Below are 26798 nucleotides of genomic sequence, written 5' to 3'. Positions count from 1 at the left end.
GATGATCAACGATAAGTAACTGACCCCCTTGCTCTATAACTTGCTGAGCGAAGCGATGGCCATCAAAGCTAGGGCCTTTAAGGGCAAGAAAAGCGGATACTTTGGCAGAATTTTCATCGATAGCACGACTATCGGTAACTAAGTCATCGATATATAAATCATCAATAGTTAAGTCATTTTGACTGTGCGAGCTTTGATTCTCTGCAGTAAAGAGTTGGCCATGGGTTATTTCAGCTAAAGTGGCCAATGAAATTTTGATCATAATTTTGCCTTATTAGCCAAGATGGCTAAACCAGCGTGCTGTTGATAAAAGTTGGCTACCACTAAACGTTCGTTATAGGCTAATTTCTGCGTACCTATAATGGTGCCGTCGTCATCATGTTTACCGACAATGACATAATCTTCATGTCCCTTTCCTGCCAATAAGACGATATCACCCATTTGTGCTGTTTGCAGAGTATTCAATACGGCTTGTTCTCGTTCTAAAATAGTGGTTATTTGATTACCATCTGGCTTGGTGAAACCGGCGATAATATCATTTGCTATTAACTGGGGATCTTCACTGCGTGGATTATCATTAGTCACCACTATGTAATCGGCATATTTTTCTGCCGCTTGTGCCATTAATGGCCGCTTACCTTTATCTCTAGCACCGCCGCAACCAAAGACTAGATAAAGCTTTCCTGAGCAATGCTGACGACAGGCTTGTAGCGCTTTTTCTAATGCATCGGGTGTATGGGCATAATCAACTACGGCGGTAGCTAAGTTATTGGCACTAGTAGCTTCCATTCGCCCAGCTATACCACTTACTTGCTTAACTAATTCAGCAATATCGGTTACTGGTACACCTTGAATAAGCAGAACACAGATTGCCGCCAATAAGTTATCGATATTGAAATCACCTAATAATGGACTAGTAACTTCAACACTGCCTAAGTGACTTATGAGGGTGAAGGATACACCATGACTATGGCGATTAATGTTATTTACGGTTACAAAATATTTATTAGACTCTATTTTATCTGCACGGCCATAGAGCCAAACAACTTGTTGCTCGGGCCAGTTTTCTAGCCAGCTCTTAGCTTGTTCATCAGCAAAGTTCACTACCGCAACTTGACTGTTGTCACCGGTGAATATTTGTTTTTTTGCCGCGCCGTAGCTTGCCATAGAGCCATGATAATCAAGATGGTCTCGGCTCAAATTGGTAAACACCGCGATATCAAATAAATCGGCTTGCACACGTTGTTGGCATAATGCATGAGAAGAAACTTCCATAGCAACATGGCTAAACTTACCATCGACAGAGTGCTCATCGTTAAAACGGTTGAATAATTGGTGTAACTCACAAGCGCCGGGTGTGGTATTTTCTATTGGCTGTAAATTATCGAGACTTCCCGCACCATTAGTACCAATAATGGCGCAAGGTTTATGATAACCGCTGAGCATCTGTGCCAATAACTGACTAGTAGTGGTTTTACCGTTGGTGCCGGTAATACCCACTATGGTCATATGCGCTTGCGGCGCTTGATAGTAGTCTTTTGTAAGGGTAAATAAATGCTGATTAAGTTGATAAAACTTAACCATAGTGACGTTTTTTTCACTTGTGACTATGACAAGTTCACCATGCTCGGCAGCACTTTCACACTCAGTAATGACTAACTTAGCACCTTGCTTAATAGCTTGTTCAATATATTGGCGACCATCTTGCTGGTGACCAATAATGGCGCAGAAGATATCACCTTCGACGACTAATCGACTGTCGTTGTGCAGATTGCCATTAAAACCCGTTAAATTAATCCTAGCTGGCATAGCAATATCGAATTCAGCTAAAGCGCTAATGATATTTTGCGTGGCAGGTTTAGGCATTATGCTCTCCTGCATTTATTTTTTGCTCTATGTGTGTCGGTTTAATCGCTTGATTAGCCGCTTGTCTTTTTGGCGCATCTGGGGCGATATTAAGCACACGCAGCGCGCCTTTCATTACTCGTGAGAATACGGGCGCTGCAATATCACCGCCATGATATAAATCACCACCGGGTTCATTAATGACTACCACCACTACTATTTCAGGGTTGGAGATGGGCGCCATACCGGCAAAAAAAGCAACATAATCGTTACCATAACCACCGGCAACCGCTTTAATTGAGGTACCGGTTTTACCGCCAATACGATAACCAGCTACTTTCGCTTTTGGCACATGTTGATCGACCACAGCTTCAAGCATGTTGGTAACAGCAATACTGTTCTCTTTGGAGAATATTCTTTCTTGGTCTTCTGGCTTTATGTTTTCTTCGGTAACTTTAACAATCGACAATTTACGCTTTATGCCGCCATTAGCAAGCGCCATATAAAAGCGTGTTAGTTGTGCTGGTGTAATGGCTAAGCCCGCCCCCCAAGAAAGGGTAGCTAATTCAAACTTTGACCAACGACTTCTATCATGCATCATACCGGAACTTTCACCGACTAAGTTAGTGCCTGTATCTTCAGCAAAGCCGGCATCGAAGAACTTAGTTAACAAATAATCTTTTGGTACTGACAGGGCTAATTTAGTGGTACCCATATTTGACGAATAGACCAAGATATCTTCAATGGACAGCTTACCTCTGTTAATCGGATCGCTAACGCGGCGTCCGCCTAAGCGCATCCAGCCAGGGTTGGTATTAAGAATTGTGTTAGCTTTTACCGAGCCGAACTCCAATGCCGCTAATGCAGTTAACGGTTTCATAGTTGAACCAGGCTCATAGACATCAGTAATAGCCCGATTTCTAAATCGATGAATAGCTGTATTACGGCGATTATTTGGGTTATATGACGGGCTGTTGGTCATCGCCAATATCTCACCGGTATGGACATTAGCGACCACGATTGAACCTGAGGTTGCTTTAAACGCTTGTACCGCACCTTTAAGCTCTTTATAAGCAATGGCTTGAATTCGCTGATCAATACTTAAGGTAATATTATGTGCTTGCTTGGCTTCTTCAACAGAAATAATTTCAATTTTCCGACCCTTAGCATCTTTTCTAAAGCGTTTAGCACCACCGGTACCAGTAAGTAATTTGTCATACATACGCTCGATACCTTCAATGCCTTTATCATCAACATTGGTAAAACCAATAAGGTGAGCGCTTATTTCCCCCGTTGGGTAAAAACGTTTCGATTCCTTGCGCAGGTGAATGCCGGGGATTTTTAACTCTTTAATATAATTAGCAACTGCAGGTGAGATTTTACGTTCTAAATAAATAAACCGTTTACGAGGATTTTTAAGTACACGAGCGGTCAATTTATTGATATCTTGATCCAGCACATCGGCTAAAGCTTGCCAGTGTTCACTCATGGCTAAAGCCTTATTGTCCATGATTATTTTAGGATCTGCCCAAACTGTTTCCACGGGAACACTGATGGCAAGTTCGTCACCATTTCGATCAACAATGGAACCGCGTTGTACGGTATTAGCGGTAACACGTAATGAACGTAAGTCACCTTGCTTTTTCAGCATATCGGGTTCAATTATTTGAATATAAGCGGTACGCGCCATCAAACTTAGATAAATGAGGGCAACAATAACCAGCACTAAATAATAACGCCATGGGGCGGTATTTAGTGGATTATTATTTTTGGCTGCTTTTTTATTCACACCGTTCTCATTTATATTATTGTTTTATTCGTGTCTTATCGTGCCTTTCCATACATTAAAGGCATTGAACTTGTTATTAGCTAAACAAGCTCTAACGCTCAACGTCACTTACTTCAAGCTAACAATCACTTCCGAATCCCTGCCGGGGCGTTTCATACCTAAAAGCCTTTTCGCTTTACTCTCTATCGCGCTATGCTCGGCTAAACTGCTTTGTTCTAACAATAAGTTGCGCCACTCAATATTTAATTCATCTTTTTTCGAAAACAAAATTTCAAGTTCACTGGTGGTTTGTCGATTAATATGACTGTAATAAATCACAGAAAATGCTGATATCACCACAAATACCAACAAAATATAAGTAACGCTATAACGAACAATATCTTGCCAAATATCGAACACTAAGGCACGAGCGGCCATAACTAATCAGTGTTTCTTGCTAAGCGCTCAGCTACACGTAAAACAGAACTACGAGAGCGTACATTTTCTTCAACTTCTGTTTTACTCGGTTTTAATCTTCGACCAATTAACAAGAATTTTTTACTCTTGTTTAATTCAACTTCACTAATCGGTAAGCCACGCGGAACTTTTCTACCCTGCGAGTGTTTTTTCATAAACTGTTTAACTAAACGGTCTTCAAGAGAATGAAAACTAATAACAACAAGACGGCCGCCTTCGGCTAGCACATCAAGTGACGCAGCCAGAGCTTTTTCAATTTGCTCTAGTTCGCTATTGATATACATACGAATGGCTTGAAAGCTTCGTGTTGCCGGGTGCTTTTTGATTTCTCTTTGCGGGGCTGTGGTTTTAATCAGCTTAGCTAATTGACTGGTTCGGGTTAACGGTGTTTCATCTCGGCTGTCAACAATTGCATTAGCAATGCGCCAAGCATGCTTTTCTTCACCAAAGGTTCTTAATACCCAAGTAATATCTTCAACATCGGCAACTGCTAGCCATTCGGCTGCGGTTTGGCCTTTACTGGTATCCATGCGCATATCAAGGGGACCATCCTTCATAAAGCTAAAACCACGTTCAGCTTCATCTAACTGAGGAGAAGACACACCTAGATCAAGTAAAATGCCATCAACCTTACCTGTTAGCTCATGCTTCTCGACAATGTCAGCTAAATCGGCAAAACCTTGATGCTCAATTAAGAAGCGTGAATCATCTTTAAATTTTTCAGCGGCAACAATGGCTGTTGGATCACGATCAATAGCAATTAAGCGACCATTGTCAGATAATTTAGAAAGAATTAATGATGAGTGTCCGCCACGACCAAAAGTACAGTCGATAAAGCAACCATCACCGGTAATAGCTAAGCCATCAACAGCTTCATTGAGCAATACTGAGATATGAGTGGTGTCTAATTCCATGTTATTTTTTTTATAACCCTTGTTTGCGAAAGTGTTAACGCATTTATTTTTATAAAGTGATTTGAATAAAGACTAAAGTGATAAGTCGAGCAAACGTTCAGTCAATTCAATTTCACCTGTTTGTATGTTACTAATACCTTGCTGCATCAGCTCTTGCCATGCAGTATCATGCCAAATTTCAAATTTATTCAATTGGCCAACCAGCATGATGTTCTTCTCTAAATTGGCATGTTGTCTTAAAGGGCCGTTGATAAGTAAACGACCATTTTTATCCATCTCGCAATCACTGGCATTACCCAAAATTATTTGTTTGAATAAGCGCTCTTGTCGGTTGGTGCTAGACAAACTAGCCAAAGCTAATTCTATTTCTTCCCATTCAGCTAAGGGATAAAGCAATAAGCAAGCTTGCTGAATATCAACAGTACAGACCATTTTTCCTTGGCAATCAGTAAATAGCTCTTCACGATACTTAGTTGGTATCGTGATCCTATTTTTGCTGTCAAGGGTAATTGCGCTGGTGCCTCTAAACATATCTGCTGCTGTTTCGCCGTTTTTAGGTTAATTAATAAACAAGTGATATTGCATGGAACTTCAAGATCCACATTTATCCACTTTTTTCCACATTGCTACAGTTTAGTGAAAAAAGCAAGGCACTGTCAAGTAAGGAAAATGAAAAACAACTGACTAAATACTGGCTATAACACCAGTAAAATTAAGGGTCTTGAGGAAGTGAATGAATTTGTGGGCTTTTGTGGTAGACAATCCCACAAAAAGTACTGAGAAATATTTATTTTACCAATAAATAGTAAAAAATTAGCAGTGGTGTTGGTTAAAATGGTAGTTGAGGGTTAGTTTTGCCCAAAAAGCAAAAGCTAACCCTAACAACATCAGATGTAGCTACTTGATCAGCTTAAAAAAGCTCATCATCGATAGCAAACAAGGTATGACAACCCGACTTGATTGTCGCCAGCAGAGATAAACGACGTGGCAATAAACGGGCAAAATAGTATCTTGCAGTGTGTAATTTACTCTGATAAAAATCAGCGCCATACTCACTTTGTCCATCACTTCTTTTTTCAAGTTGAGCAAGCTGCTGCAATGAGACATCTGCCATCTTAGCCCAAATAAAGGCCATAGCAGTGTAGCCAAATACGTGTAAGTAATCATTGGCTGCTGCGCCAATTTCATTTAAGTCTTCAACAGATTTTGTTATTAACAACTCAGATATTTCGGTCAAATCAGCTAATGCACTTACTAACGGCTCAACAAACTCAGCCATGGCAGCGTTGCCCTGCTGAGATTCGATGTAGTCACTTACTTCTTTAGTAAATACCTTAATCAAAGTGCCTTTACTGCCAATGACTTTACGCATCAGTAAATCCATGGCCTGAATACCATTGGTACCTTCATAGATTTGGGCAATACGAGCATCTCTCACTAATTGCTCTTGTCCCCACTCACGAATATAGCCATGACCACCCAGAACTTGCTGTCCAGCAACTGCGCTTTCAAAGCCCAGATCGGTAAAGAATGCTTTAGCTAAGGGTGTCATTAAGGTAGATAACTGTTCACCCTTTTGTTGCACCTCACCTGTGGCAAAAGTCGCATAATCAAGCTGCATAGCAATATAACAACTTAATGCCCGTGAACCTTCATTAAAGGCTTTCATCGAAAGTAACATACGGCGGACATCACCATGAACCATGATTGAGTCTGGCTGAACTGATTTCTTTGACGATTTAGTTAGTGACCTACCTTGGCGCCTATCTTTAGCATACTCAAGAGCATTTTGATAAGAGCGTTCACCTGCTGACATGCCTTGAATACCAACACCGATACGTTCAAAGTTCATCATGGTAAACATGCAAGCTAAACCTTTATTTAACTCACCAATTAAGAACCCTTGCGCACCGTCAAAGTTCATCACACAAGTAGCTGAGGCATGAATACCCATTTTTTCTTCAATAGAACCACAACTAACATGATTGCGGTCACTTAAGTTTTCATTATCATCAACATTGAATTTTGGCACTAAAAAGAGTGATATACCACGAGGGCCATCAGGCGCATCAGGCAATTTAGCCAACACTAGATGAATGATATTTTCGGTGAGATCATGTTCACCACCAGTGATAAATATTTTGCTACCACTAATTTTGTAGCTACCGTCTGCTTGTGGTAAGGCTTTGGTTTGGATAATACCAAGATCTGAGCCCGCATGCGCTTCAGTTAGGCACATTGATGCCGACCATTGGCCACTATATAATTTAGTTAAATAACGTTGCTTTAATTCTTCACTACCGTGCTTAGCTAATGATAAAGCCGCACCTGCGGTGAGTATTGGGTATAGGGCAAAAGAAATGTCAGTACTACAAAGCATCTCTTCCATAAAAGCACTGACTATTTTTGGCATGCCCATGCCGCCATAGTTAACATCGCCACCTAGGGCGCACCAACCACCTTGGGCAAAAGTGTCAAAAGCCTCTTTATAACCCGGCGCCGTTTTAACTTGGCCGCCAACACCTTTATCATTAAGAGTAAAGCTAACACCGATTTCATCACCCTGGCGGGCAATGGGATCGATTTCTTGCTCAGCAATCTTTGCACATTCTTGTAATATTGCTATCGCTGTTTCTTTATCAACTTGTTCACTGAGCTGGGGTAACTGTTGCCACATTTTATCGGCATTAAACACTTGATATAACAAAAAATTCATATCAGTTAATGGCGCTTTATATTCAGCCATGTAGACCTCCTCTTGAGAAAATAGATTACCGTGTGGCAAACACACAATTAAAACACGCGTTTGAATATAATATAAATCAGGCTAAAGTAAAGCGCTAATCATCAAAGCTTTTCATTATTTTAGTAGCTAATGAAATAATTAAGTTCAATTATGCTATTTTATTTGCTGAACTTTATCCGCCGTTTAGTATTATCTTCAAAACTAAGTTAATGTCTTATTAAGGGTTTATACTCATATTATCCGTAGCTAAGTTGCTAAAGCTGAGTTAATTTAACCCTAGACTAGTAAAGCTTAAGCGATAATAAAATTAATCACTGTGCTAACCAATGGCAGTATAAACAACCGTTCTAACAGCAGTAGTAAAGAGTAAAGATAACGTGACTTTAAATTTATGGTATTCATTTTTTCAAAAGCACCAGCGCTTATTAATAATAGCGACCCTGATGCTATTTTTTATGGCTAAGGGACAAGCTCAGCAATTAAGCTTTACTAAAACTCAAATAGAGCAAAGCTATAGTTTTCATTATCAATGGCTTGATCACAGTAAAACAAAACAAGAAATTAGCTTTACCCTAGCGCAAGAAGGACTATTTGAGCGCTTTAGAAACTTTAAAAACTACCAAAATAGCTATGCGCAAAAAACAATTCTTCGTCGTATAAAAAAGCATATGCAGAGAAACCCTATTGCCGGCGTGCAAATACGTTATCGACAACAGCAGGATAATTATTTCATTGAAGCCAGAGGCTTAGATAACGATAAAGTAGCCAATGCCTATCAAGAATTAGCACGATTAGAAGCTAAAATAACCAAGGAGTACTTAAAGGAGACTTATTACCAAGCTTTTACCAATCATCAGCAGAACAGTGGCATTAAGGTGAATCATGTCAGTATTGCTAATGATTCGGTGGCAGATTTGAAGGTTTTAAAGCCGATGATTTTAGAGCAGGTCTCTATACAAAACATCCGTAAAGCGACTAACTTTGTATTGAGTTTTGTGCAGAGTATTCCTTATAGTACTTTAGAATCACGACTCACGTCTTCTGGTGCCGGTTTTAATCCACCATTGCAGCTACTGTGGCAGAACCAAGGGGATTGTGATAGTAAGATGACGTTAACTGCCGCCTTACTTAGAGCATTGATGCCTAGAATTGAAATGGCATTAATCTATATTGATGGTCATGCATTTATTGGTATTAATATTCCTGCAGAAGCGGGAGAAGTAGCCATTGAGCATGAAGAAGTAAATTACTTATTAGCCGAGCCAACAGGACCAGCTTTATTACCTTTAGGAAAACTAGCACCAGAGTCAGAACTAGCAATTAATCAAGGACACTATATTGCCGAAAATTACCACGAAGTGATAACTGACAAATCAACGGAGCCAGCCGTGCTAGCCACAGAACAAGAACAATAAGTTACCCTGTTCTGCTTACCTCTTAACTTACCGAAGCTAACTGACTTAATTTAGTTGGCTTAAGTTAACTTGGCCTGACTAAACAAAGGCAATAATTAGTCAATATCAGCCACATGGGCAAGAAAGGTTAAACTCGGCGCAAAAAAGGCGCTACCGGTTTCAGCCTGGGTATATTTAAGTAAATGATCAGAATTACCATGGCCATCACCATGAATCATACTTTTCAGCATGATCTCAAATGGCTTAGGTGACTGACAATAAGACACAAAAAACAACCCTTTACGTTTCATGTCACCATAAGGCATGCTTTGTCTAACAATTTCAAGACTATTGCCTTGCTCATCTTTAAGGCTAGTACGTTTGGTATGCGCTGTTAGTGCCTTATCTGCACTTTCATATTCAACGTTATCTAGCTTAGTTCGGCCATAAACATCTTCTTGCTCATGCTCGGCAAGTGACTCCCAAAGTTTTAAATTATGCTGATAGCGCTGGGTATGTAGATAGCTGCCGCCAGCAAAGCTAGCATCATCTTGCTCTTTAACAAGCGCTACTGTACGGCGGTGTAAACCTTGTGGGTTTTCAGTGCCATCAACAAAGCCGGTTAAGTCTCGACCATCTAAAAACCTAAACGCTTGTACTTGTTCGATTAACTCAACACCATCGCCAAGTAACTGGCATACTTTAGTGCTGACAATATGGTTAACATCAGCACGATCACTACGGATTTCAACGTATATATCATAACTATTTTTCGGTGCAATTCGATCATCACTTTGCATAGCAGGAAATGGCGCTAATAGTGCAGGACGGGCTTGAGGATAAAATTCATCCCAATACGCTTCACCTATGGCAACAACACCAATAAGGTTGGCTTCAGAAAACTGCTCAGCATAATTTTCAAATAACTTAGGTAAACGAGAAATTGCCGCACGAATAAAAGCATTTTTATCATCCAAAGCATTGAATAGTAAATAATTTCCATGCAAGTTTGGTTCTGCACAAACACCAAATTGTTCTCTAGCCATTTCACTTCCTGTTAACGTATTTTATATGATACCAATTCCATTAATTAACTTCCCTCTCAGCGAGAGTTAAAAGGCTTAGAGGCAAGGCATTGATTGTAGATAATGGTTATTCCCTTATCAAAATCAATAACGCAGCATATTTGTTCTCAAAACGCTGGCAAGCTCTGAGTGGGAACTAACTTAATGGACTTGGTATTACCAAGTTATATTGTAAGTATTGTACACAATATAGTATGTCTTACCATGATGTAAGCGGGAAAAGCTTAAATCACTTTCCATAAACCTTTGTCATCAATACACATTTGTTCTTTGAGGGTTTCTTTTTCACTGCCAAAATGATTATTAAAAGTGACATTAAGACATTGCTGCTTATTACGAGTAGTCGCTTTACCCTTAATAATAGTGCCTCGATTACCACTGTCCGTATTTTGCCAAACCGATTTTCTTTGGTTGTCATCATTAAGTAAAGTGACAACCTTTTCTTGCATCAATGCAACATCTTGCGCGGTTAAATACTTAGCAGAACGAGAGTCTTTATCAACAATGCCAGTTAAGCCTGCTACCATTTCAAATGGCAGAGAGATCACCCCTTTAAAAAAACCTGACACTATGCCACTACTTGCTTCTGAGCCAATTGTTTTAGCGTCAACAATGGTATTTTCAATACGTGTAAGGTACTGCGGGATATATTCTCTGGACAGCTCAATTTCTGCTAGGTATTTTGTTGAGTGAGACCGCCACAGGGCAACTTCTGCTGTGGTATTATTTGTAGTTTTAACAACGGCATCAACACGTTTAAGTATTGCCGGCATTGACGCTTGTAGTTTTGCCACTTGCTGCTCTATGCTCGCCAGTTGACTTAGCACTGTAGGTAACTGTCTTGAATAATGCTCACTTTCCGCTATGGCTTGCTGCACGACAGGCAGCGAGTTTGCTACTTGCGTTAAAATAGCTGGGGTTTGTTGTAAAACTAATTCTCTCACTTTACCAATTTCTACTCTGACGAGGGCAACCTCATTGACTATATCATCTACTTTCGGACTTACTGAATCGACTGTTTTCGTAGTTTTATCAATAACACTGATAATAGCGGGCAGGTGCAGAGTGAACTTGAATAACGACAAGGCTAAAAATGCAATCGCAAGTGCCAACAGGGCTTGTGAATAAGAAAACTGTTTCGTCATAATTTAATACCAATTACTCTTGTTCAATTAAGCTAATTTCATCAACTAGACAATGCGCCAACTCACTAATTAACACATGATCGGGTTTATCTGTCGCTGATTCTCTCTTAATTATAATCTCTAATTCTTTTGCTGCTTGGTTAAGCTCATTAAAACCAAACATTTGAGCCGCACCCGCTAAGCGATGAGCAAGATAAGCCTGTTTTTCTATATCATTATCACCACTACTAACTAACAAGTCGCGTTTATCGTCACTAAGGTTTATTTTAAATTCACTTACTAAATCACTCAAGTCAATCTGAGCAAGGCTTTCTTCAGCTTTAGTAACAAGGTCACTGCTAGTGAATGACTGCTCTGCTGACTTATCTTGCCGGTCAGTACTAGAGTTATAGCCAGTCTGAGGGGTGAAGTATTTAGCAATAGTGGCAATAAAGGCCTGTCTTTCTATGGGCTTCTTTAAGTGTCCAGTAAAACCTAGCCCTAGATACTGGCTAACTTCATGAGACATAGCATTCGCCGTTAAGGCATAAATAGGCTGTTTATAGCCTAAATCACGTAGTGCTTTAAACGCTTCAACGCCATCCATCTCCGGCATTTGAATATCCAATAGCACAAGGTTTGGCTGATGTGCAAGGCAAAGTTGTACCGCTTCCTTACCATTACTGGCAACTATGACTTCCAAACCTAAACCGGATAATAGTCGGGCTATCAAGCGACGGTTATCATCATGATCTTCGGCCAGAAGTATTTTACCGTTAAATAAGGTAGCACTGTCATGCTCTACGGGTGAGTCAGTTATGGTACTTACAGGGTCATTGTTATTATGTACACAAGGCAACGTTAGACAGAAAGTACTACCCTGACCTAACTTACTGGTCACAGAAATATTGCCTGACATTAATTTTGCTAGTTGGTTTGATAAACTTAAGCCAAGTCCAGAGCCGCCAAAGCGCCGACTAATACTATTATCCGCTTGAGTGAATATTTCAAAAACTCGTGCTAAATGATCTTTACTCAAACCAATGCCAGTATCGGTGACCGTGAAAATTAATTGGCCATTTTGCCAATTAATATCGAGTGTTACCTGACCTTTTTCGGTGAACTTAATCGCGTTAGCACATAAGTTCAGCAATATTTGTTTTAGCCGCAAGCTGTCTACTTGAATAATAAAGGGTAAAGATAATTGATGTTCAATGGTAAAGCGTAACGACTTCTGCTGAGCTTGAGCAGTAAAGGTCTGAGCTAAGTCTTGGATTAATTCAGTTAAATCCAATGGTTGTATTTCTAATTCAAACTTATTGGCTTCAATTCGACTTAAATCCAAAATATCATTGATTAACTCTAATAAATGTAAACTATTGCCATGGATAACGGCGATATCTTCTTGAACTTTATTTTTCTCAATATCACCATGAATAATCGCTTCAGAGTGACCCACAATAGCGGTAAGTGGTGTGCGTATTTCATGACTCATATTAGCAAGAAATTGACTTTTAACTTGGTTAGCTTGAGCCAATTCATGGGTTAAGTCTTCAAGTTCACGGGTCCGCTGTTTAACACGAAATTCCAACTCCTGTGTTAAACGCTTTTCAAGGTAACGTCGGTAGATAAAAAACACCACCACTAAAATAAGCACGAGGGCTAAAATGATAATATTGCGTTGCTGCTCTATTTTAGCTGATTGTAAACTCTGTAGTTTTCTGCGCTGCTCCAAATCTACTATCTTTTGATTAAGCTGTACTGATTCAAATTCTGCCAATTTGTCATTCAGCAAATTATTAGACGCTAACAAGTACCTGTATTGATATTTTCGTTGGTGGGCAAGCGCTTTAACAAACTCCTGTTTACTGGCATAGATTAAAGCTGATATAGCTAAGTTTTCAGTCAATAGTGCTTGGTAATCTATGTTTTCACCAACGCTAACTGAGCGCTCTATATAGTGTTCCGCTTGCAATAAATCCCCCGAATAAAAGGAGGCTTTAGCTAAACTTTGTAAACTACCGGCATAGGCTTTTTGGTGACCTATTTCTTTGCTAATGGCTAATGCCTGCTTGCCATAAAACAACGCTTGCTCAATATCAAAAGTATCGTTGTATATTTCAGACATATTATGCAGTTGTGAGGCTATATCATGTTTATAACCATGCGCTTGAAAATAATGTAAAGCGGCTAAAATATTTTCTATACCGAGCTCAAACTGGCCAGAATCTTTATAAGCGACTCCTAGAGTTGCTTTCGCTTGAGCCACACCATAGTCGTCTTGCAACTGCAGACGTTTTTTTACAATAACAATCAACATATCAATGGCACTATCAAAACGTTTTAAGCTGATATGCAACACAGCAATGTTATACCTAACATCAATTTTATCCGTTTCATCACCGTAGCGAGCATATAATGGCTCGGCCAGTTGATAATTTACCAAGGCTAAATTAGGTTGACCCAAAGAAGTATAAACAAGGGCAATATTATTTAATAAATTGGCCCGTTCAATGGCAAAGGTATTAACGTCATTCGCTTGATTATCATCATAATAAGCAAGGGATGTTTGATACGCCTTTAAAGCTGGTTTTAACTCTCCTTGATAATACAGCAGGATGCCAAGCATTTTATTTGCTTGTGCTGCTAAGCTAGATAAGTCTGCCTGCACTGCTATAGCTCTTGCCTGTTGAACTATTTCAATACCTTGATTATATTGATGCAGGGTGAATAGAGTTTTAGCTTGTTGTAGTGATATCAATACTTTTTCTGCCGCATTAAGAGCTGGGGACTGAATCAGTTGCGATAATTCCAGCAAGGCTTGCTGTTTATTTGTATTCTGCTTTATTTCGCTAAGCTGTTGTTCTACCAAGCGATGCTGCGCAAAAGCTTTATTGAGGCCTACTAAATTGCTGATGGTCAAGACAAAAAAGAGCAGTATTATTTGTTTTAGTCGTTCCATCATGGGGTATTTAGAGCTCAACTTTTCGCTATTATGTGCTGATGCATTTTATTAGCAGTATTAAGAGGGCATTTCTTAGCAGTATTAAAGGTCATTAGTTATAGCATTAATTGCCCTTAAAAAACATCCTATGATAAACAGCTTTAACCAAAGCATTGCCGCAGTATAAATAACATAGCCATTTTATAGCGCACAATATCTTTACTAGCCAATGGCTTAATTTTTAGCTTTACCTAGCTATCTTCCTTTTACTAGCCTAGAGATCGCCAAATAATGCCATTAACAGGGCAATAAAAAACCACCGACGAAGCGGTGGTTTTCACTAAATGATTATTGCCTGCCGATTAAACGGCGCGGGCTTAACTGAGCAGATTTAACTTAGCTAACTTAGCTGCCTAAGCTTTAGTTGTATCCGCAACATCCGTACCAAATAACATGCGTTTAATGGCGTTGATAAAGCGTCTTGACAGCATACGTATATCTTCAATGATCAAGTAAAGGCTAGGAATAAACACTAAGGTGACTATAGTGGCAAATAACACACCAAACGACAGTGATACCGCCATAGGAATCACTATTTGTGCCTGGGCACTGGTTTCAAAGAAAATAATAGGTACTAGGCCAATAAAGGTAGTTATTGACGTTAACATGATGGCGCGAAAACGCTTGGTGCCCGCATGTATTACCGCATCTTTTAAGCTCTCACCGCGCTGCCTGGCCTTATTGACAAAATCCACCATCACCAAAGAATCATTGACTACCACGCCCGATGCAGCCGCAATACCAAACATGGATAACACACTTAAGTCCAAGCCTAATATCAGGTGACCGAATACCGCACCAATGACACCAAAAGGGATAACGGTCAATATCATCAGTGCTTGTGAGTATGACTTTAATGGAATAGCCAAGAGTGAAAATATAATCATGATCGAAATCATTAGGTCACGGAACTGCTCCGCAGCACCATCCATTTCTTCCTGAATACGTCCAGACACTTCACTTTTCACCAATGGGTATTTACGCAATAACTGTGGCACAAAATTATCACGGATATCTTTAGCCACTTTAAAGGGCTCAACTTGTTCGGCATCAACACTGGCCCAGACATTAATAGTGCGGTTACCATCTTCACGACGAATACGCGTAACACCATCGGTCAATTTAATTACAGCAAGCTCAGATAAAGGTAATTCTGCGCCGTTAGGTGCTTGGATCATGACATCATCAACATGACCAACACTACTGCGTTGTTCAAGCGGATAACGTACCATCACTTTAACTTCTTCACTATCACGTAAAATACGCTGCGCTTCTAAGCCATAAAAGCTATAGCTGACTTGTGAGGCAATATCTTCCAGCGTTAAACCTAAACTATAGGCCAAGGGTTTTAATGAGAACTGCACTTCCTTAGCACTTGTTTGGCGAGAGTCATTAACATCACCGACACCTTTAAGTGAATTAAGTTTCAGTTTGAGCTCTTGCGCTGCTGCCAGTAACTGAGCATCGTCCTGACTTTCCAGTCTAAAGGCTATATCACCATCATCTCGGCCACCGCCAAACAGATTATCACTAATGGTTAGGGATTTAACACCTGGATAGTTAGGAATTGCCTTACGCCAAAGATCGGCCAGCTCAAAAGTGTTCATAGCTCTTTCTTTTGGAATAACTAGCTTGACCATCACTTGACCGTTAGTTCTGCTACGCAAATCAACTTGCATATCAGAGATCATTGAACTGCCATATTTAGCTTCGATATCTTTATCAATTTTATGAATAATACTTTCAATACTGAGTAGAGTATTTAAGGTGGCTTTTTCCGAAGCATCTATATTCATTTCTACAGAGATACGAGGGAAATCATGAGGGATTTTAGGTTGGCCAACATAGCGAACTAAACCACCACCAAATAAACCGGCACTTATTAACATCAAGCTAATAAAAAACATCAGCACCGCATAGCGATATTCAATAAATCTTATTAAAGCCGGACGATATACATTTTCAATAAAGTTTTTTAACTTAGTATCAATCCAGGCCCTAAGTCTATCTAGGGGGTTTCTAGGATTAAACTTTTTCACCTTCATTTTAACCAAGTGCGCCGGTAAAATAAGTTTTGATTCAATGAGTGAGAATATTAGACATAAAACCACCACTCCACCAATGGCTTTACCAAAAGCAGCGGACGGACCTTCACCAAAGAGGAAGGGTAAAAATACCGCAATAGTAGTTAGTACACCAAAAGTAGCGGGCATAGCGACACGTTTAACACCGCGAATTACATTGTCAGTAGTGTGACCGTGCTCTTCAATTTCATCGTGGGCACTTTCTCCCATAACAATGGCATCATCAACAACAATACCCAGCACTAAAATAAAGGCAAACAAACTAATAACGTTGATACTGACACCGATAAATTCCATCGGCATAAATAATAACGTGCCTAAGAAACAAACAGGCAAGCCCATCATTACCCAGAAGGCTAAGCGCACCCGTAAAAATAGCGCCAACATTAAGAATACTAATACCGCACCACTTTTCATATTGTCGAGCATCATATTCAAACGGCCATTGAGGTAATAAGTCATATCAACCCAAGTTTCTAGCTTAACTCCTTGAGGTAGAATAGAGGCTTTATCTTCAACATAGCGATTCATAATATCGGCAATATCGGTAATACTTTGATTCGCTGAAGCGCCGATAAAAATAGTGATGGAGTTTTCACCATTAAATTTGGAATATTGTAAACCTTCCTGGAAACCATCATTAATGGTAGCAAGCTCACCAAGTAGTACTTTACTGCCATCTTCGAGGGTAATAACAGGAATTTGTTCAAACTCATGGCCACGATAGGCTTGGTTTTCCACCCGTAAGTTGATATAGCCATTAGCTGCGCGTATCTGTCCCGCCGACATATTGCGGGAAAAACTACGTACTGAGTTAGCGACATCGCGGAAACTTAAGCCGTATTCACGTAATTTATCTTTACTGACTTCAATGGATATTTCATAGTCTAAGCCACTGTATAACTCAGAAATACTGATGCCAGGTAGTTGCTGTATTTCATTATGAATTTTACGACCAAGCTCTTTTAACTCACCATTTGTTAAATCACCATAGAGTGAAATATACATTACTTCTTGACGGAACTTCTCTCGTTCCACCTTGATTCGTTCCATACCGTCTGGAAAACTTGGAATCGCGTCAATGGCTGACTTTACCTCCTCCAGTACAACTTGCGGATCATAATCAAGCTCAACTTCAAACCAACCGTTGGAGTAATTTCGGTTAGAATAGGTTATCACTCGCTTAAGACCTTGCACTGATTTCAGCGCTTCTTCGACCTTAATGGTAATGCCTTCTTCAACCTCTTGTGGTGCGGCTCCTGGATAAGGTGCAGCATATGAAATCCAGTTAAATTCTAACTGCGGAAACATTTGTTTATTAATGGTCAGTGCCGTTAAGCTGCCACCAATCAAGATAAAAAACATAAGTAGGTTGGCAGCAATACTATTACGAGCAAACCAAGCAATAATGCCTTTATGGGTATCTATATCATCATGAGGTCGATTCAAGTTTTCGCTATCCTTTTGCTCATTACTTCTTTGTTCATTAGTTTGGTCATCAGAGCTCATTACTATTCTCCTGACTCTTTGTTACTTGCCATTTGAGTTTCACTTTGCTCAGTTTCAAGCTCTTTTTCTTCCAGTTGGTTTTCATCACTTATTAAGGCTAATTGCATGCCCTCAACAGGATAATCAAGTGCAGAAACAATCAATTGATCGCCATCAGCTAAACCGTTAGCAACAACAACATGGCTGCCTTGCTGGCGAACAATATCAATGGCAGCATAATGTAATTTTGACTCACTATCTAAGATAGCGACTTTACCATTAACCACCAAATAGCGAGGCACTAAGGTTGCTTGGCTAATGTCATAACCCATAATGTTAGCATTAACATAACTACCAAAACGTAACGGTGCAGCGCTGCTATCACTTGAACTCTTTAACAGATAAGGGTCGTTAATTTCAGCTACTAAATAACTCATGCGGCTTTTGTTATCAATAACACCTTCACTGCGCACTATTTTTGCTTGCCATAGCGTGTCCTGGCCAGCATAAGTGCCAATAAGGTTAACTTGGGCATTAACGCCTGCTTTAGTGGACTTTGTTTTAACTAAAAAGGCTAATTGATTATCTGCCACGGGCAAGCGAATTTCTGCAATTGCAGTGCCCAATACATGACCAATTTTACTGCCAACACCAACAAATGAGCCCAAGCCAACATTTCGACTATCTATCATGGCATCATAAGGCGCGCGAATTTCAGTGCGTTCTAAATTGCGTTCGGCACGTAAAACTGAAGCTTGCGCAGCTTTCACCCGTGCTAGTTCTTGCGCTAGTTGTGGTTTACGTAAACTTAGCTCTGTTGGTGAGCTGTTTTCAATTTGTCTCCATTCACGCTCAGCTACTTTACCTTGGGCAAGCTCAGTTTCTAATGCCGCTCGTGCCGAAGCCATTGAGGCTTGGGCATCAATCAGCGCAGCATGATAATCACTGGGATCAATACGTGCTAATAACTGATCTTTTTTGACAAAGCCACCACGAACAAAGACATCACTCAGTTCAACAATTTCACCATTAACCTGAGCGACCAATTGTGTTTCATATTTAGGTTTTACCATGCCATAAGAATTTACTTCTAGGGTCATTGGTGCAACGGATATATTTTCCACGGCAACGATAGGTGTATTATCTACTTTCTCTTTTTCTTCAGGTGGCTTTTTCATACTAGAAAAGCCCACCATGACGGCAATGCCGGTAACTAAGATAACTATTGGTATAATAATTTGTTTTTTAGTGGCCACTTTTAATCCCTTTCTCTCTAAAAGTTTAATGTTTTTTATTTGCTCTAGCGCTTTCTTGCTGGCAAATTTATCTTTATTTTATCCTGCTAGAATAACCAATTATTGATTACGGTTATTAACAAAGATGTAACTCGGTATTACAAAATCCAAGTCAGGTACTAAACCTGCAAATTAAAAGCTTAGTAATAATAATTAAAACTATTTATTTTCAAGTAGATACAGATAGTTTTTATAGCTAATTAATATATACAATTTTAATTCACAGCAAAATAAAATTACTTCTGCTTAGTCTATTTCACCATTTATTTAGTTATTTATTTATTCATTAGCATCGACAAAATCACCACTTATGCCGAAACCATAAGCAATATTGAAATCATTGGGTATACCCCTGTGAATGCGTTACAATATGACAAATTCTCTCCACGGCACCTCCCATGACAAACCCACAAATAACCACGCAAGCCACCATAGGTAAATACAATCAGCTCAATGTTGTTGCCATGGCAGACAATGGCGCTTACTTAGATGCGGGTGACTTAGGTGAAATCCTATTACCTAAACGTTATGTACCAGAGTCATGCCAAGTCGCAGATACTCTTGCCGTGTTTATTTACCGCGATTCTGCAGATCGATTGATTGCTACCACGGAAACACCTTTAGCGCAGGTGGGCGAATTTGTTTCTTTGAAAGTTATTGAAGTCAATAAAATGGGCGCTTTTCTTGATTGGGGCTTACCTAAGGATTTATTGGTGCCTTACAACCAGCAACACACCGCAATGGAAGTGGGTAAATATTACTTAGTCAGAGTTTTTCTTGACCAACTCACTGACCGTATAGCCGCCTCAAGTAAGTTAGATAAGTTTATTGATATATGGCCGGCAGAATACCAACAAGGTGATAAAGTAAACTTAACTATTGGTGGTAAAACAGATTTGGGTTTCAAAGCTATTGTTAACGATCTACATTGGGGTTTACTTTACGATAATGAAATTTTTCAACATCTTAGAGTTGGCAAAAAAATTACCGGTTATATTAAACAAGTTCGTGAAGATGGCCGTTTAGATCTTATTTTAACCCGTGGTAGTAAAAATAAGGTTATTGATTTTTCTGAGAAGTTGTTAGCACACATTGCTGACCGTGGCGGTATTAGCCCACTACATGATAAAAGCTCGCCAGAGTTGATTCAAAGAACTTTAGGGGTGAGTAAAAAAACCTTTAAAGCGACGGTCGGCAACCTATTGAAAAAAGGTAAAATTACTATTATCAAAGATGGCATAAAGTTAGTTTAATTAAGTTTGTGATCTTGTTGTGAACAGGTAAAAATTCAAATAAAAAGAGGCTATAACAATGTTATAGCCTCTTTTTTTATACTTGTGTCCCGTCCTAAATAAGGTTAACACTTAGCTATCCTGAAAGTAGCCGAGCCAACAACTTTATTAATTCCAATTCCAATAAGTTTCCTCCCACTCAGCGAGAGTTAAAAGTCTTAGAGGCAATGGATTGATTGTAGATAATGGTTATTCAGCAGAATATGCTTATATGGACTCCTCATATTGTGCAATAACAATTTTAAAATATTAGATGCGTGCTTATATACGGACTCTTATTGGGAAGCTATCCCGGTCACTTTGATGTATTCGCACCTTCATGCCTAATCTCCTGCACGACATTATAAATATGTTCAGAGCATATTACAGGCTGTTGAAGGTTGGTCTAACCATTTTAAAGATCTTTATTGAACAATATTAAACGCTTTATAACTTTTTACTTTTTAAGCCGCAATCAATACTGGCTTGTAATCCGTGTTGTTTTTCAATAAAGCATACGCGGTTCGTGCTGTTTTATTGGCTAACGCCATCGATGCACAATTAACACCTCTTCGTTCTATTAAGGCTTTTAGCCAACGTTCTTTTTCTGTTTTGGCTGGCCTATTTTTTAGTTTAGACACCACTGCTCTCGCCCCTAAGAAAATACAACTGCGCAACGGCTTATCGTATGAGCCTTTTCCTACCGACCCTAATTTTACTTTCCCGCCACTGCTGTGCTGTTTTGGGGTAAGGCCAATGCAGGCAGCGACTTGCCTGCCACTGTGGAAGTGTTCACCATTGCCTAGCTGTATTTTTAGCCTAACTGCGGTAATAGGTCCCACACCTTCAAGCTTCATTAATTTCTGGCAGTCACTATCTTGTGCGGTTAATTGTATTAACTCATTATTTATTACGTCAAAATCGTTTTCAAGACGAGAATAGAGTTCCCACATTTGAAGTAAAACCTTTCTCATTGGAAAAGATAAATCATTTTCAGCATCTTCTAAAATTTCAGGTATCCGTTCTTTAAAGCTTTTAATACTTTTATTGATAACAATGCCAAACTCTAGCAACAAGCCACGTACTTGATTTGATAGTTGTAGCTTCTGCTTATCAATCAGGCTTCTCATCTTTTCAATAGACTGAAGACCTTGTTGTTCGATAGATAAAATCCTAGCGGGTTTTATATTCGCTGCTCGACTTGCAACGGCGATGGCTACAGCATCATTGGCATCTGTTTTTTGACCTGTTCTAAACGGTTTAACTTGTTTAGGCGGTATAACCATTACTTTATGACCTAAAGATAAAGCAAATCTTGCCCAGTAATGAGCACCGCCACAACTTTCCATGGCAACAAGGGCTAGCTTTTTTTTGGCTAACCATTCTTTTAACTTGGCTCTATTCATCGCTTTATTAAAAATAATTTTTCCATTTGTTGTCATAATGCAAACTTGAAAAATATCTTTTGCTAAATCGATAGCAATTACGTTACATTGTTCCATTGTGTGGACTCCTGGTAAAAGTTGATTGAGTGAATGCTTTCACTTTATACCGTAATTTTCCCGTTAAGGGGAGGAGTCCATACATCTCCTGCATTCGCTAAGAAGCTACATCCATGTAGCGTCCTTATTAAAATCAATAACGCAGCATGTAAGCCTTTACCTTTTAAAAGCTGCCACGAATACCAACACTAAAGTTACGTCCAGGTAATGGCGCTACCTCTTTTAGAAAAGATGAATGCACTCGTGCATGTACATTGGTTAGGTTTTGCCCTTTCATATACAAGGTTAAATCATCACCAACGCCAGCAATGTAATAATTAAGATGCGCGTCAACCATGGTATAACTATCCGTTGTTGTTTCTAGCTCGGCAATATCCTTTTGTTCAAAGTAATGGCTTAAACTCAATTCACTATCAAAGCTATCCGCTTGGTAATTAACAATAGCGCCAATTCTCATTGGTGGGATACGTGGTAGATTACCGTCTTCATTATTATCAATAAGTTTAGCTCGAATATAGTCTGCAAATAAGCTGGTTTTAACTGCCGATGACACTTGATAAACAAATTCAGCTTCAGCGCCATACATTTCCACATCCGCTTGTTGATAAACTAAGATAGGTAAGCCCGCTTCATTCTCATGTTCATCTGCATGACCATGGGCGTGATCTACGACAAAAAATAAGCCGGTATCTTGTTGGTAATAATAATCGTCAATGCGATTATAAAAGGCACTAACAACATAGCCAAAGTCACCTTTAAATTTTCGTAAAGTCACATCGAGGTTCAGTGATGTTTCGACACTAGGCCCTTGCTCAGCTAACTCAATATGAATTTCATCACCGTGTTGATGAACATCAAACATTGCGCCTACTTCAAAGGTATTGGTACCTATATGTGGACCAAAAGAAAATAATTCACCCGAAGTGGCCGCACGTTGTGAGAAAGCCACTGACAGCCCTAAATTATACCCGGGTTGGTAATCCCATACTAAACCTGCTGAAGCACTAATGGGGGTAAATGATTGTTGCTCGAATGATATTAAGGTTTCATGATGATCATGACCTAATGGCTCAGAATGCGAGCCATGCTGACCCTGGTGAGAATCTTCAAAACCAATTAAGCTATCATCGGCATCTATAGTAACTTGCTCTATTCTAGCGCCCAATTGCAATAAGACCGGACCAAAATGTTTCTCTTCTAACCATGCAGCAGCGAACATTTCCGACTTAGCTGGCGGCGAGAAAGCCTCCTCCCCCATTGCTTTAAAGTCTGATGATTTATAATGTAATGTCCACGCACCTTGCCAACCGGAAAAGTCGTGATGGAAAAGGTCAACACGCGCTTCAGTACTTTTATTGGTAAAAGTTGTGCCAACCAAGCCCGACTCAATTTCTTGATGTTGATAATCACTGTAGGAAAATTTTGTACCGACTTTACTAATAAAGCTTTGTTCAAAATTATACTCGCCCAGCACTTGCCACCTATCTTGTTGCATTTTGGCATAGACACCTTCATCTACATCAAGGCTAGTAGTTAAATGCGGAGCATGCTCTTCACCATGGCTATGTCCTGGAATTCCGTATTCTCTATTCATAAAACCATAGGAAAAACCGATAAAGCCATTATCAAGTAAATAACTTGAGCCAAAGGTGGCACCACTGGCGGTAGAGGCACTATTTTCTAAGCGGTTCTTGCCGTGCTCTTCATGCTCAGCATCCCCTGCATGATGTTCTTCGTCATGACCTTCTCCATGAGAATCAGCTTCACCGGCAAGTTTATAATCTTTAGAATCGCGCCAAAAACCATCTAAATGAAAAGCGATATTATCAATACCCGTTTGGATATTGATTGCCGCCTGTTTTTCATTGGAAACATCGTTATATTGTAACAAGTAGTCAACTTGATCATCAGTACTTGTTGGTACACGATCATCAACCACATTAACCACACCACCAATAGCACCACTACCGTAAAATAGTGTTGCTGGGCCACGTAATACTTCTATTTGAGTAGCCGTACTCGTTTCGGTTGCCACAGCGTGATCAGGACCAATACGTGATGCATCGCCAACGTCTAAACCATTTTGGGTAATAAGTACCCTAGGTCCATTTAAGCCCCTAATGATAGGGGTACTGGCAACGGGGCCATAATAACTAGAGTGAACACCCACTTCATTTTTTAGCGTTTCACCTAAGGTTGACGCTTGTTTCATTTTTAATTCATCAGCACTGAGGACATTTATAGGCAATGCAGACTCTATTGAAGAGGTATGTAATGGCGTTGCATGCACATCAATGATTTCCATCACCGAGGCTGACAAAACAATATTTAAACCAGAGATATTACTTTCACCGACAATAACTTGCTGATTACTATGACTGTAATTTTTTGCACTGATATGAAGCTCGAAATTTCCTTGTTTAATATCGGTAAAGTTAAATATTCCTTGTTTATTGGAACGTACTTGCTGTGAGCTATTACCTAATGCCACCATAGCATTATGAATTGGCTGGCCTTGTTTATTTAGTACAACTCCAGATAGACTCTGAGCTAAGCTAACATGACTAAAACATAACAGGGTGCCAAGGGTAGATATTACACTGGCATGCACAATTTTTTTAACAGGTGATTTCACTCGAGTATTGATACTCTTTTGAGAGACAAAAAATGACATAAACGGGTTTCCGATAATTTTTTTAGGGGATGTATGCCGATCTGACAATTAAAATTTACAGACAGGTAACTAGGAGAAGAGTTAGCTATTTGAACTAAACTCTTCACCATAAAAAGACACAATAATAAAATTACAGAGAGTTTGGCGGTGCTCTTAACGGCGGGGTAACATATGCAGAGGTAGCAAGTACGCCCCTGATAATTCGAACTTTTATTATACTGGCTATACCCGTTGATACTAGGTATAGGCCAATAGAGTTCGGTGGAGAATCAATGCCTTGTTGGCATAAGTGACAGTCATGCTGTTCAAAATTTGAAAATGCGTCAAACTCTACTTGAGTATAATGCTCACTATGCGCAAAAAAAGTCGCACAAAAGAGCAAGAGCGTTAAAACACTCTGGCGAATTTGTCGCTTATTTATTAGAAGTCGAAGTTGACGTATAGCTAATGCATAGTTCATAGATGTTATACTATAACACCTAACCAACTAACTCAATAATTGCTTTTCTTGCCATAGTGAATTTTTCGTCTACCTCCAATACAGCTATAAATAAAGGATTGAAATCATCATGCTAAACAGCTGCGCTATACTTTGTCCTGTTAGCCCTATATTTCTACTGGGTTGATTTGCTATGTTGTCTTATTAACACAAGGATTTATTTATGGCCTATTCCACTGATTCCCCGTTAAATATTGCCTGCCGCCGAACATTTATAAGAGCATTATTGTTAATTCCAGTCATGGCTATGACATTACCGAGTTACGGCGAAAGCTTTACCGCTAAACGTACCGGACAAGGCTTTACCGGTCTAACCCAAGACTTCACCTCATCATTGAGTAACCCTGCGTTACTGACCAAATTTGATAACAATGATGATGTTTTCTTCTCATTAAATGTAGGCATTATGGCATCGGATAAATATGATGTTGCTGATACTGCCGAAGATATTAGTGACAACCTTGATAAATTAGCCGATGACATTAACGGAATTCAATTGCAAAATTTCCAATCATCAGAGCAACAGCAGAATTATTATAATAATTTAAATGAGCAAGTAGATGTTATTATTACTGACTTTAAAAAAATCGATGGTAAAGTTGTTAAGATCCGCAATGGTTTGAATTTCCAAATTCTCATTCCCAACCAGTATATAAGCATTGGCTTTTTCACTAATCAATATGGTCGCATCGGCGGTACCATGGATTACAGTGGAGGTGATGAAGCTATACTAGACCAAGCGGTGAATGACTGTACCAATATGCTTGATTGTAACTTAAACCTAAATAACCTTGAATCGGCCACTACAGCCGTAGGTTACTCAATTGCCGAAGCTGGTGTTATGGCCGCTTACCCTGCGGTTAAACACGCCAATTATGATTTAAGTATTGGCGCAAAATTAAAGTACCAACGCGTTGATCTTTATTTTAATCGCGTGCAAATTAGTGACTTTGATGATGATGACTTTGAAATTACCGATGATGAGAATATCACCGATGAAAGTGGCAGTAATATTGACTTAGGTTTATATCTCGCTTGGGGAGTAGAGCGTCAATGGCACGCTGCGCTTGTTACCAACAACTTGATTAAACAAACCGTACATCATGTTGAACAAGGTATTACCTTTACCTTAAAAATGACCAGTAGCTTTGGCTTAAGTTATCAAAATGACTGGCTAAGCTTAGCGACAGAAATAGACTTAACCGACCGAGAGCAGTTTGCCTCTTTAGCGCCGTCAAAATATGCTGGTGCAGGTGCAGAGTTTCGTTTCTACGAACATATTCAATTTCGCTTAGGTTATCGCACTGACTTAAACGATGTTGATGATGATATTTACACTGCTGGTATTGGTATTTCACCTTGGGATGTCTTTGCCATTGATATTGCCGCTTTCACCGGCGATAACGATACTATCGGCGCGGCATTGCAACTGAGTTTAAAAATATAGTCAGCTGCATAGGAAAGTAAATAGATTCACTTCATGGATATACTCATAGACACTTGCCTCAGTGAACGAGAGGGAATCCTGTTTTGCTCGCTCTTAGATATCCTTATCTCCGCGAACTAGCGTACATCCTGTTTTGCTCGCTCCTAGATATCCCTATCTCCGCGAACTAGCGTACATCCTG

At 39.6% G+C, this 26798-nt stretch carries 17 protein-coding genes and 1 pseudogene; 3 read left to right on the top strand and 15 right to left on the bottom strand.

Annotation, left to right across the window (positions count from 1 at the left end; all coding sequences use genetic code 11):
- The 7 genes and pseudogenes from murF to HRT50_RS10515 all read right to left on the bottom strand — a co-directional run.
- Positions 1 to 262, bottom strand: a pseudogene (gene murF / locus HRT50_RS10545) (UDP-N-acetylmuramoyl-tripeptide--D-alanyl-D-alanine ligase); the annotation flags it as partial.
- A complete protein-coding gene (locus tag HRT50_RS10540) occupies positions 259 to 1866 on the bottom strand; it encodes a UDP-N-acetylmuramoyl-L-alanyl-D-glutamate--2,6-diaminopimelate ligase (protein ID WP_291614163.1) in 1608 nt (535 codons plus the stop codon). The pseudogene murF and the gene HRT50_RS10540, both read right to left, overlap by 4 nt.
- Positions 1859 to 3634 carry a penicillin-binding transpeptidase domain-containing protein gene (locus tag HRT50_RS10535; protein WP_291614161.1) on the bottom strand — a complete coding sequence of 592 codons (1776 nt, stop codon included), beginning with the start codon at positions 3632 to 3634 and terminating at the stop codon, positions 1859 to 1861. The genes HRT50_RS10540 and HRT50_RS10535 overlap by 8 nt, the downstream gene beginning before the upstream one ends.
- Positions 3635 to 3742: 108 nt before the next feature.
- Positions 3743 to 4051 carry a cell division protein FtsL gene (gene ftsL, locus HRT50_RS10530; protein WP_291614160.1) on the bottom strand — a complete coding sequence of 103 codons (309 nt, stop codon included), beginning with the start codon at positions 4049 to 4051 and terminating at the stop codon, positions 3743 to 3745.
- 2 nt (positions 4052 to 4053) lie between these two features.
- Positions 4054 to 5004: a 16S rRNA (cytosine(1402)-N(4))-methyltransferase RsmH gene (gene rsmH / locus HRT50_RS10525; protein ID WP_291614158.1), complete on the bottom strand. Its 951-nt coding sequence runs from the start codon at positions 5002 to 5004 to the stop codon at positions 4054 to 4056.
- Positions 5005 to 5076: 72 nt separating this feature from the next.
- Positions 5077 to 5535 (bottom strand): division/cell wall cluster transcriptional repressor MraZ, encoded by a 459-nt coding sequence (mraZ, locus tag HRT50_RS10520; protein ID WP_291614156.1) that lies wholly within the window; start codon positions 5533 to 5535, stop codon positions 5077 to 5079.
- Positions 5536 to 5914: 379 nt separating this feature from the next.
- Complete coding sequence (locus HRT50_RS10515) at positions 5915 to 7750, bottom strand: acyl-CoA dehydrogenase C-terminal domain-containing protein (RefSeq protein ID WP_291614154.1); 1836 nt, start codon at positions 7748 to 7750, stop codon at positions 5915 to 5917.
- Positions 7751 to 8205: 455 nt separating this feature from the next.
- Between HRT50_RS10515 and HRT50_RS10510 the strand changes: the two genes are divergently transcribed.
- Complete coding sequence (locus HRT50_RS10510; RefSeq protein ID WP_291614152.1) at positions 8206 to 9165, top strand: hypothetical protein; 960 nt, start codon at positions 8206 to 8208, stop codon at positions 9163 to 9165.
- Between the two features lie 95 nt (positions 9166 to 9260).
- Here the strand turns inward: HRT50_RS10510 and HRT50_RS10505 are convergent, their stop codons facing one another.
- The 5 genes from HRT50_RS10505 to HRT50_RS10485 form a co-directional block, all read right to left on the bottom strand.
- Positions 9261 to 10190 (bottom strand): Dyp-type peroxidase, encoded by a 930-nt coding sequence (locus HRT50_RS10505; RefSeq protein WP_291614150.1) that lies wholly within the window; start codon positions 10188 to 10190, stop codon positions 9261 to 9263.
- Positions 10191 to 10453: 263 nt separating this feature from the next.
- Positions 10454 to 11374 carry a hypothetical protein gene (locus tag HRT50_RS10500; protein WP_291614148.1) on the bottom strand — a complete coding sequence of 307 codons (921 nt, stop codon included), beginning with the start codon at positions 11372 to 11374 and terminating at the stop codon, positions 10454 to 10456.
- Between the two features lie 13 nt (positions 11375 to 11387).
- The gene (locus tag HRT50_RS10495; protein ID WP_291614146.1) at positions 11388 to 14318 is read right to left on the bottom strand and encodes an ATP-binding protein; all 2931 of its coding nucleotides are present in this window, start codon (positions 14316 to 14318) and stop codon (positions 11388 to 11390) included.
- 392 nt (positions 14319 to 14710) lie between these two features.
- Positions 14711 to 17950 carry an efflux RND transporter permease subunit gene (locus HRT50_RS10490; RefSeq protein ID WP_291614144.1) on the bottom strand — a complete coding sequence of 1080 codons (3240 nt, stop codon included), beginning with the start codon at positions 17948 to 17950 and terminating at the stop codon, positions 14711 to 14713.
- A gap of 2 nt (positions 17951 to 17952) precedes the next feature.
- The gene (locus HRT50_RS10485; protein WP_291614142.1) at positions 17953 to 19185 is read right to left on the bottom strand and encodes an efflux RND transporter periplasmic adaptor subunit; all 1233 of its coding nucleotides are present in this window, start codon (positions 19183 to 19185) and stop codon (positions 17953 to 17955) included.
- Between the two features lie 437 nt (positions 19186 to 19622).
- Here HRT50_RS10485 and HRT50_RS10480 point away from each other — a divergent pair, with 437 nt between their 5' ends.
- Positions 19623 to 20477, top strand: a complete 855-nt coding sequence (locus HRT50_RS10480; protein ID WP_291614140.1) for a S1-like domain-containing RNA-binding protein — start codon at positions 19623 to 19625, stop codon at positions 20475 to 20477.
- 482 nt (positions 20478 to 20959) lie between these two features.
- Here HRT50_RS10480 and HRT50_RS10475 read toward each other — a convergent pair whose 3' ends face one another.
- The 3 genes from HRT50_RS10475 to HRT50_RS10465 form a co-directional block, all read right to left on the bottom strand.
- Positions 20960 to 21997: an IS110 family transposase gene (locus HRT50_RS10475; protein WP_291614139.1), complete on the bottom strand. Its 1038-nt coding sequence runs from the start codon at positions 21995 to 21997 to the stop codon at positions 20960 to 20962.
- Between the two features lie 163 nt (positions 21998 to 22160).
- Complete coding sequence (locus tag HRT50_RS10470) at positions 22161 to 24671, bottom strand: TonB-dependent receptor (protein WP_291614137.1); 2511 nt, start codon at positions 24669 to 24671, stop codon at positions 22161 to 22163.
- Between the two features lie 130 nt (positions 24672 to 24801).
- On the bottom strand, positions 24802 to 25131 hold the full coding sequence (locus HRT50_RS10465) for a hypothetical protein (RefSeq protein ID WP_291614135.1): 330 nt from the start codon (positions 25129 to 25131) through the stop codon (positions 24802 to 24804).
- 202 nt (positions 25132 to 25333) lie between these two features.
- Between HRT50_RS10465 and traF the strand changes: the two genes are divergently transcribed.
- Positions 25334 to 26617, top strand: coding sequence for a conjugal transfer protein TraF (gene traF / locus HRT50_RS10460; RefSeq protein WP_291614133.1), 1284 nt, complete (start codon positions 25334 to 25336; stop codon positions 26615 to 26617).
- Positions 26618 to 26798 lie beyond the last annotated feature (181 nt).

The organism is Colwellia sp. (genome assembly GCF_013215345.1).
Classification (GTDB): Bacteria; Pseudomonadota; Gammaproteobacteria; order Enterobacterales; family Alteromonadaceae; genus Colwellia.
The sequence above is the reverse complement of the archived record's forward strand: the minus strand, read 5'-3'. Positions and strand labels throughout refer to the sequence as shown.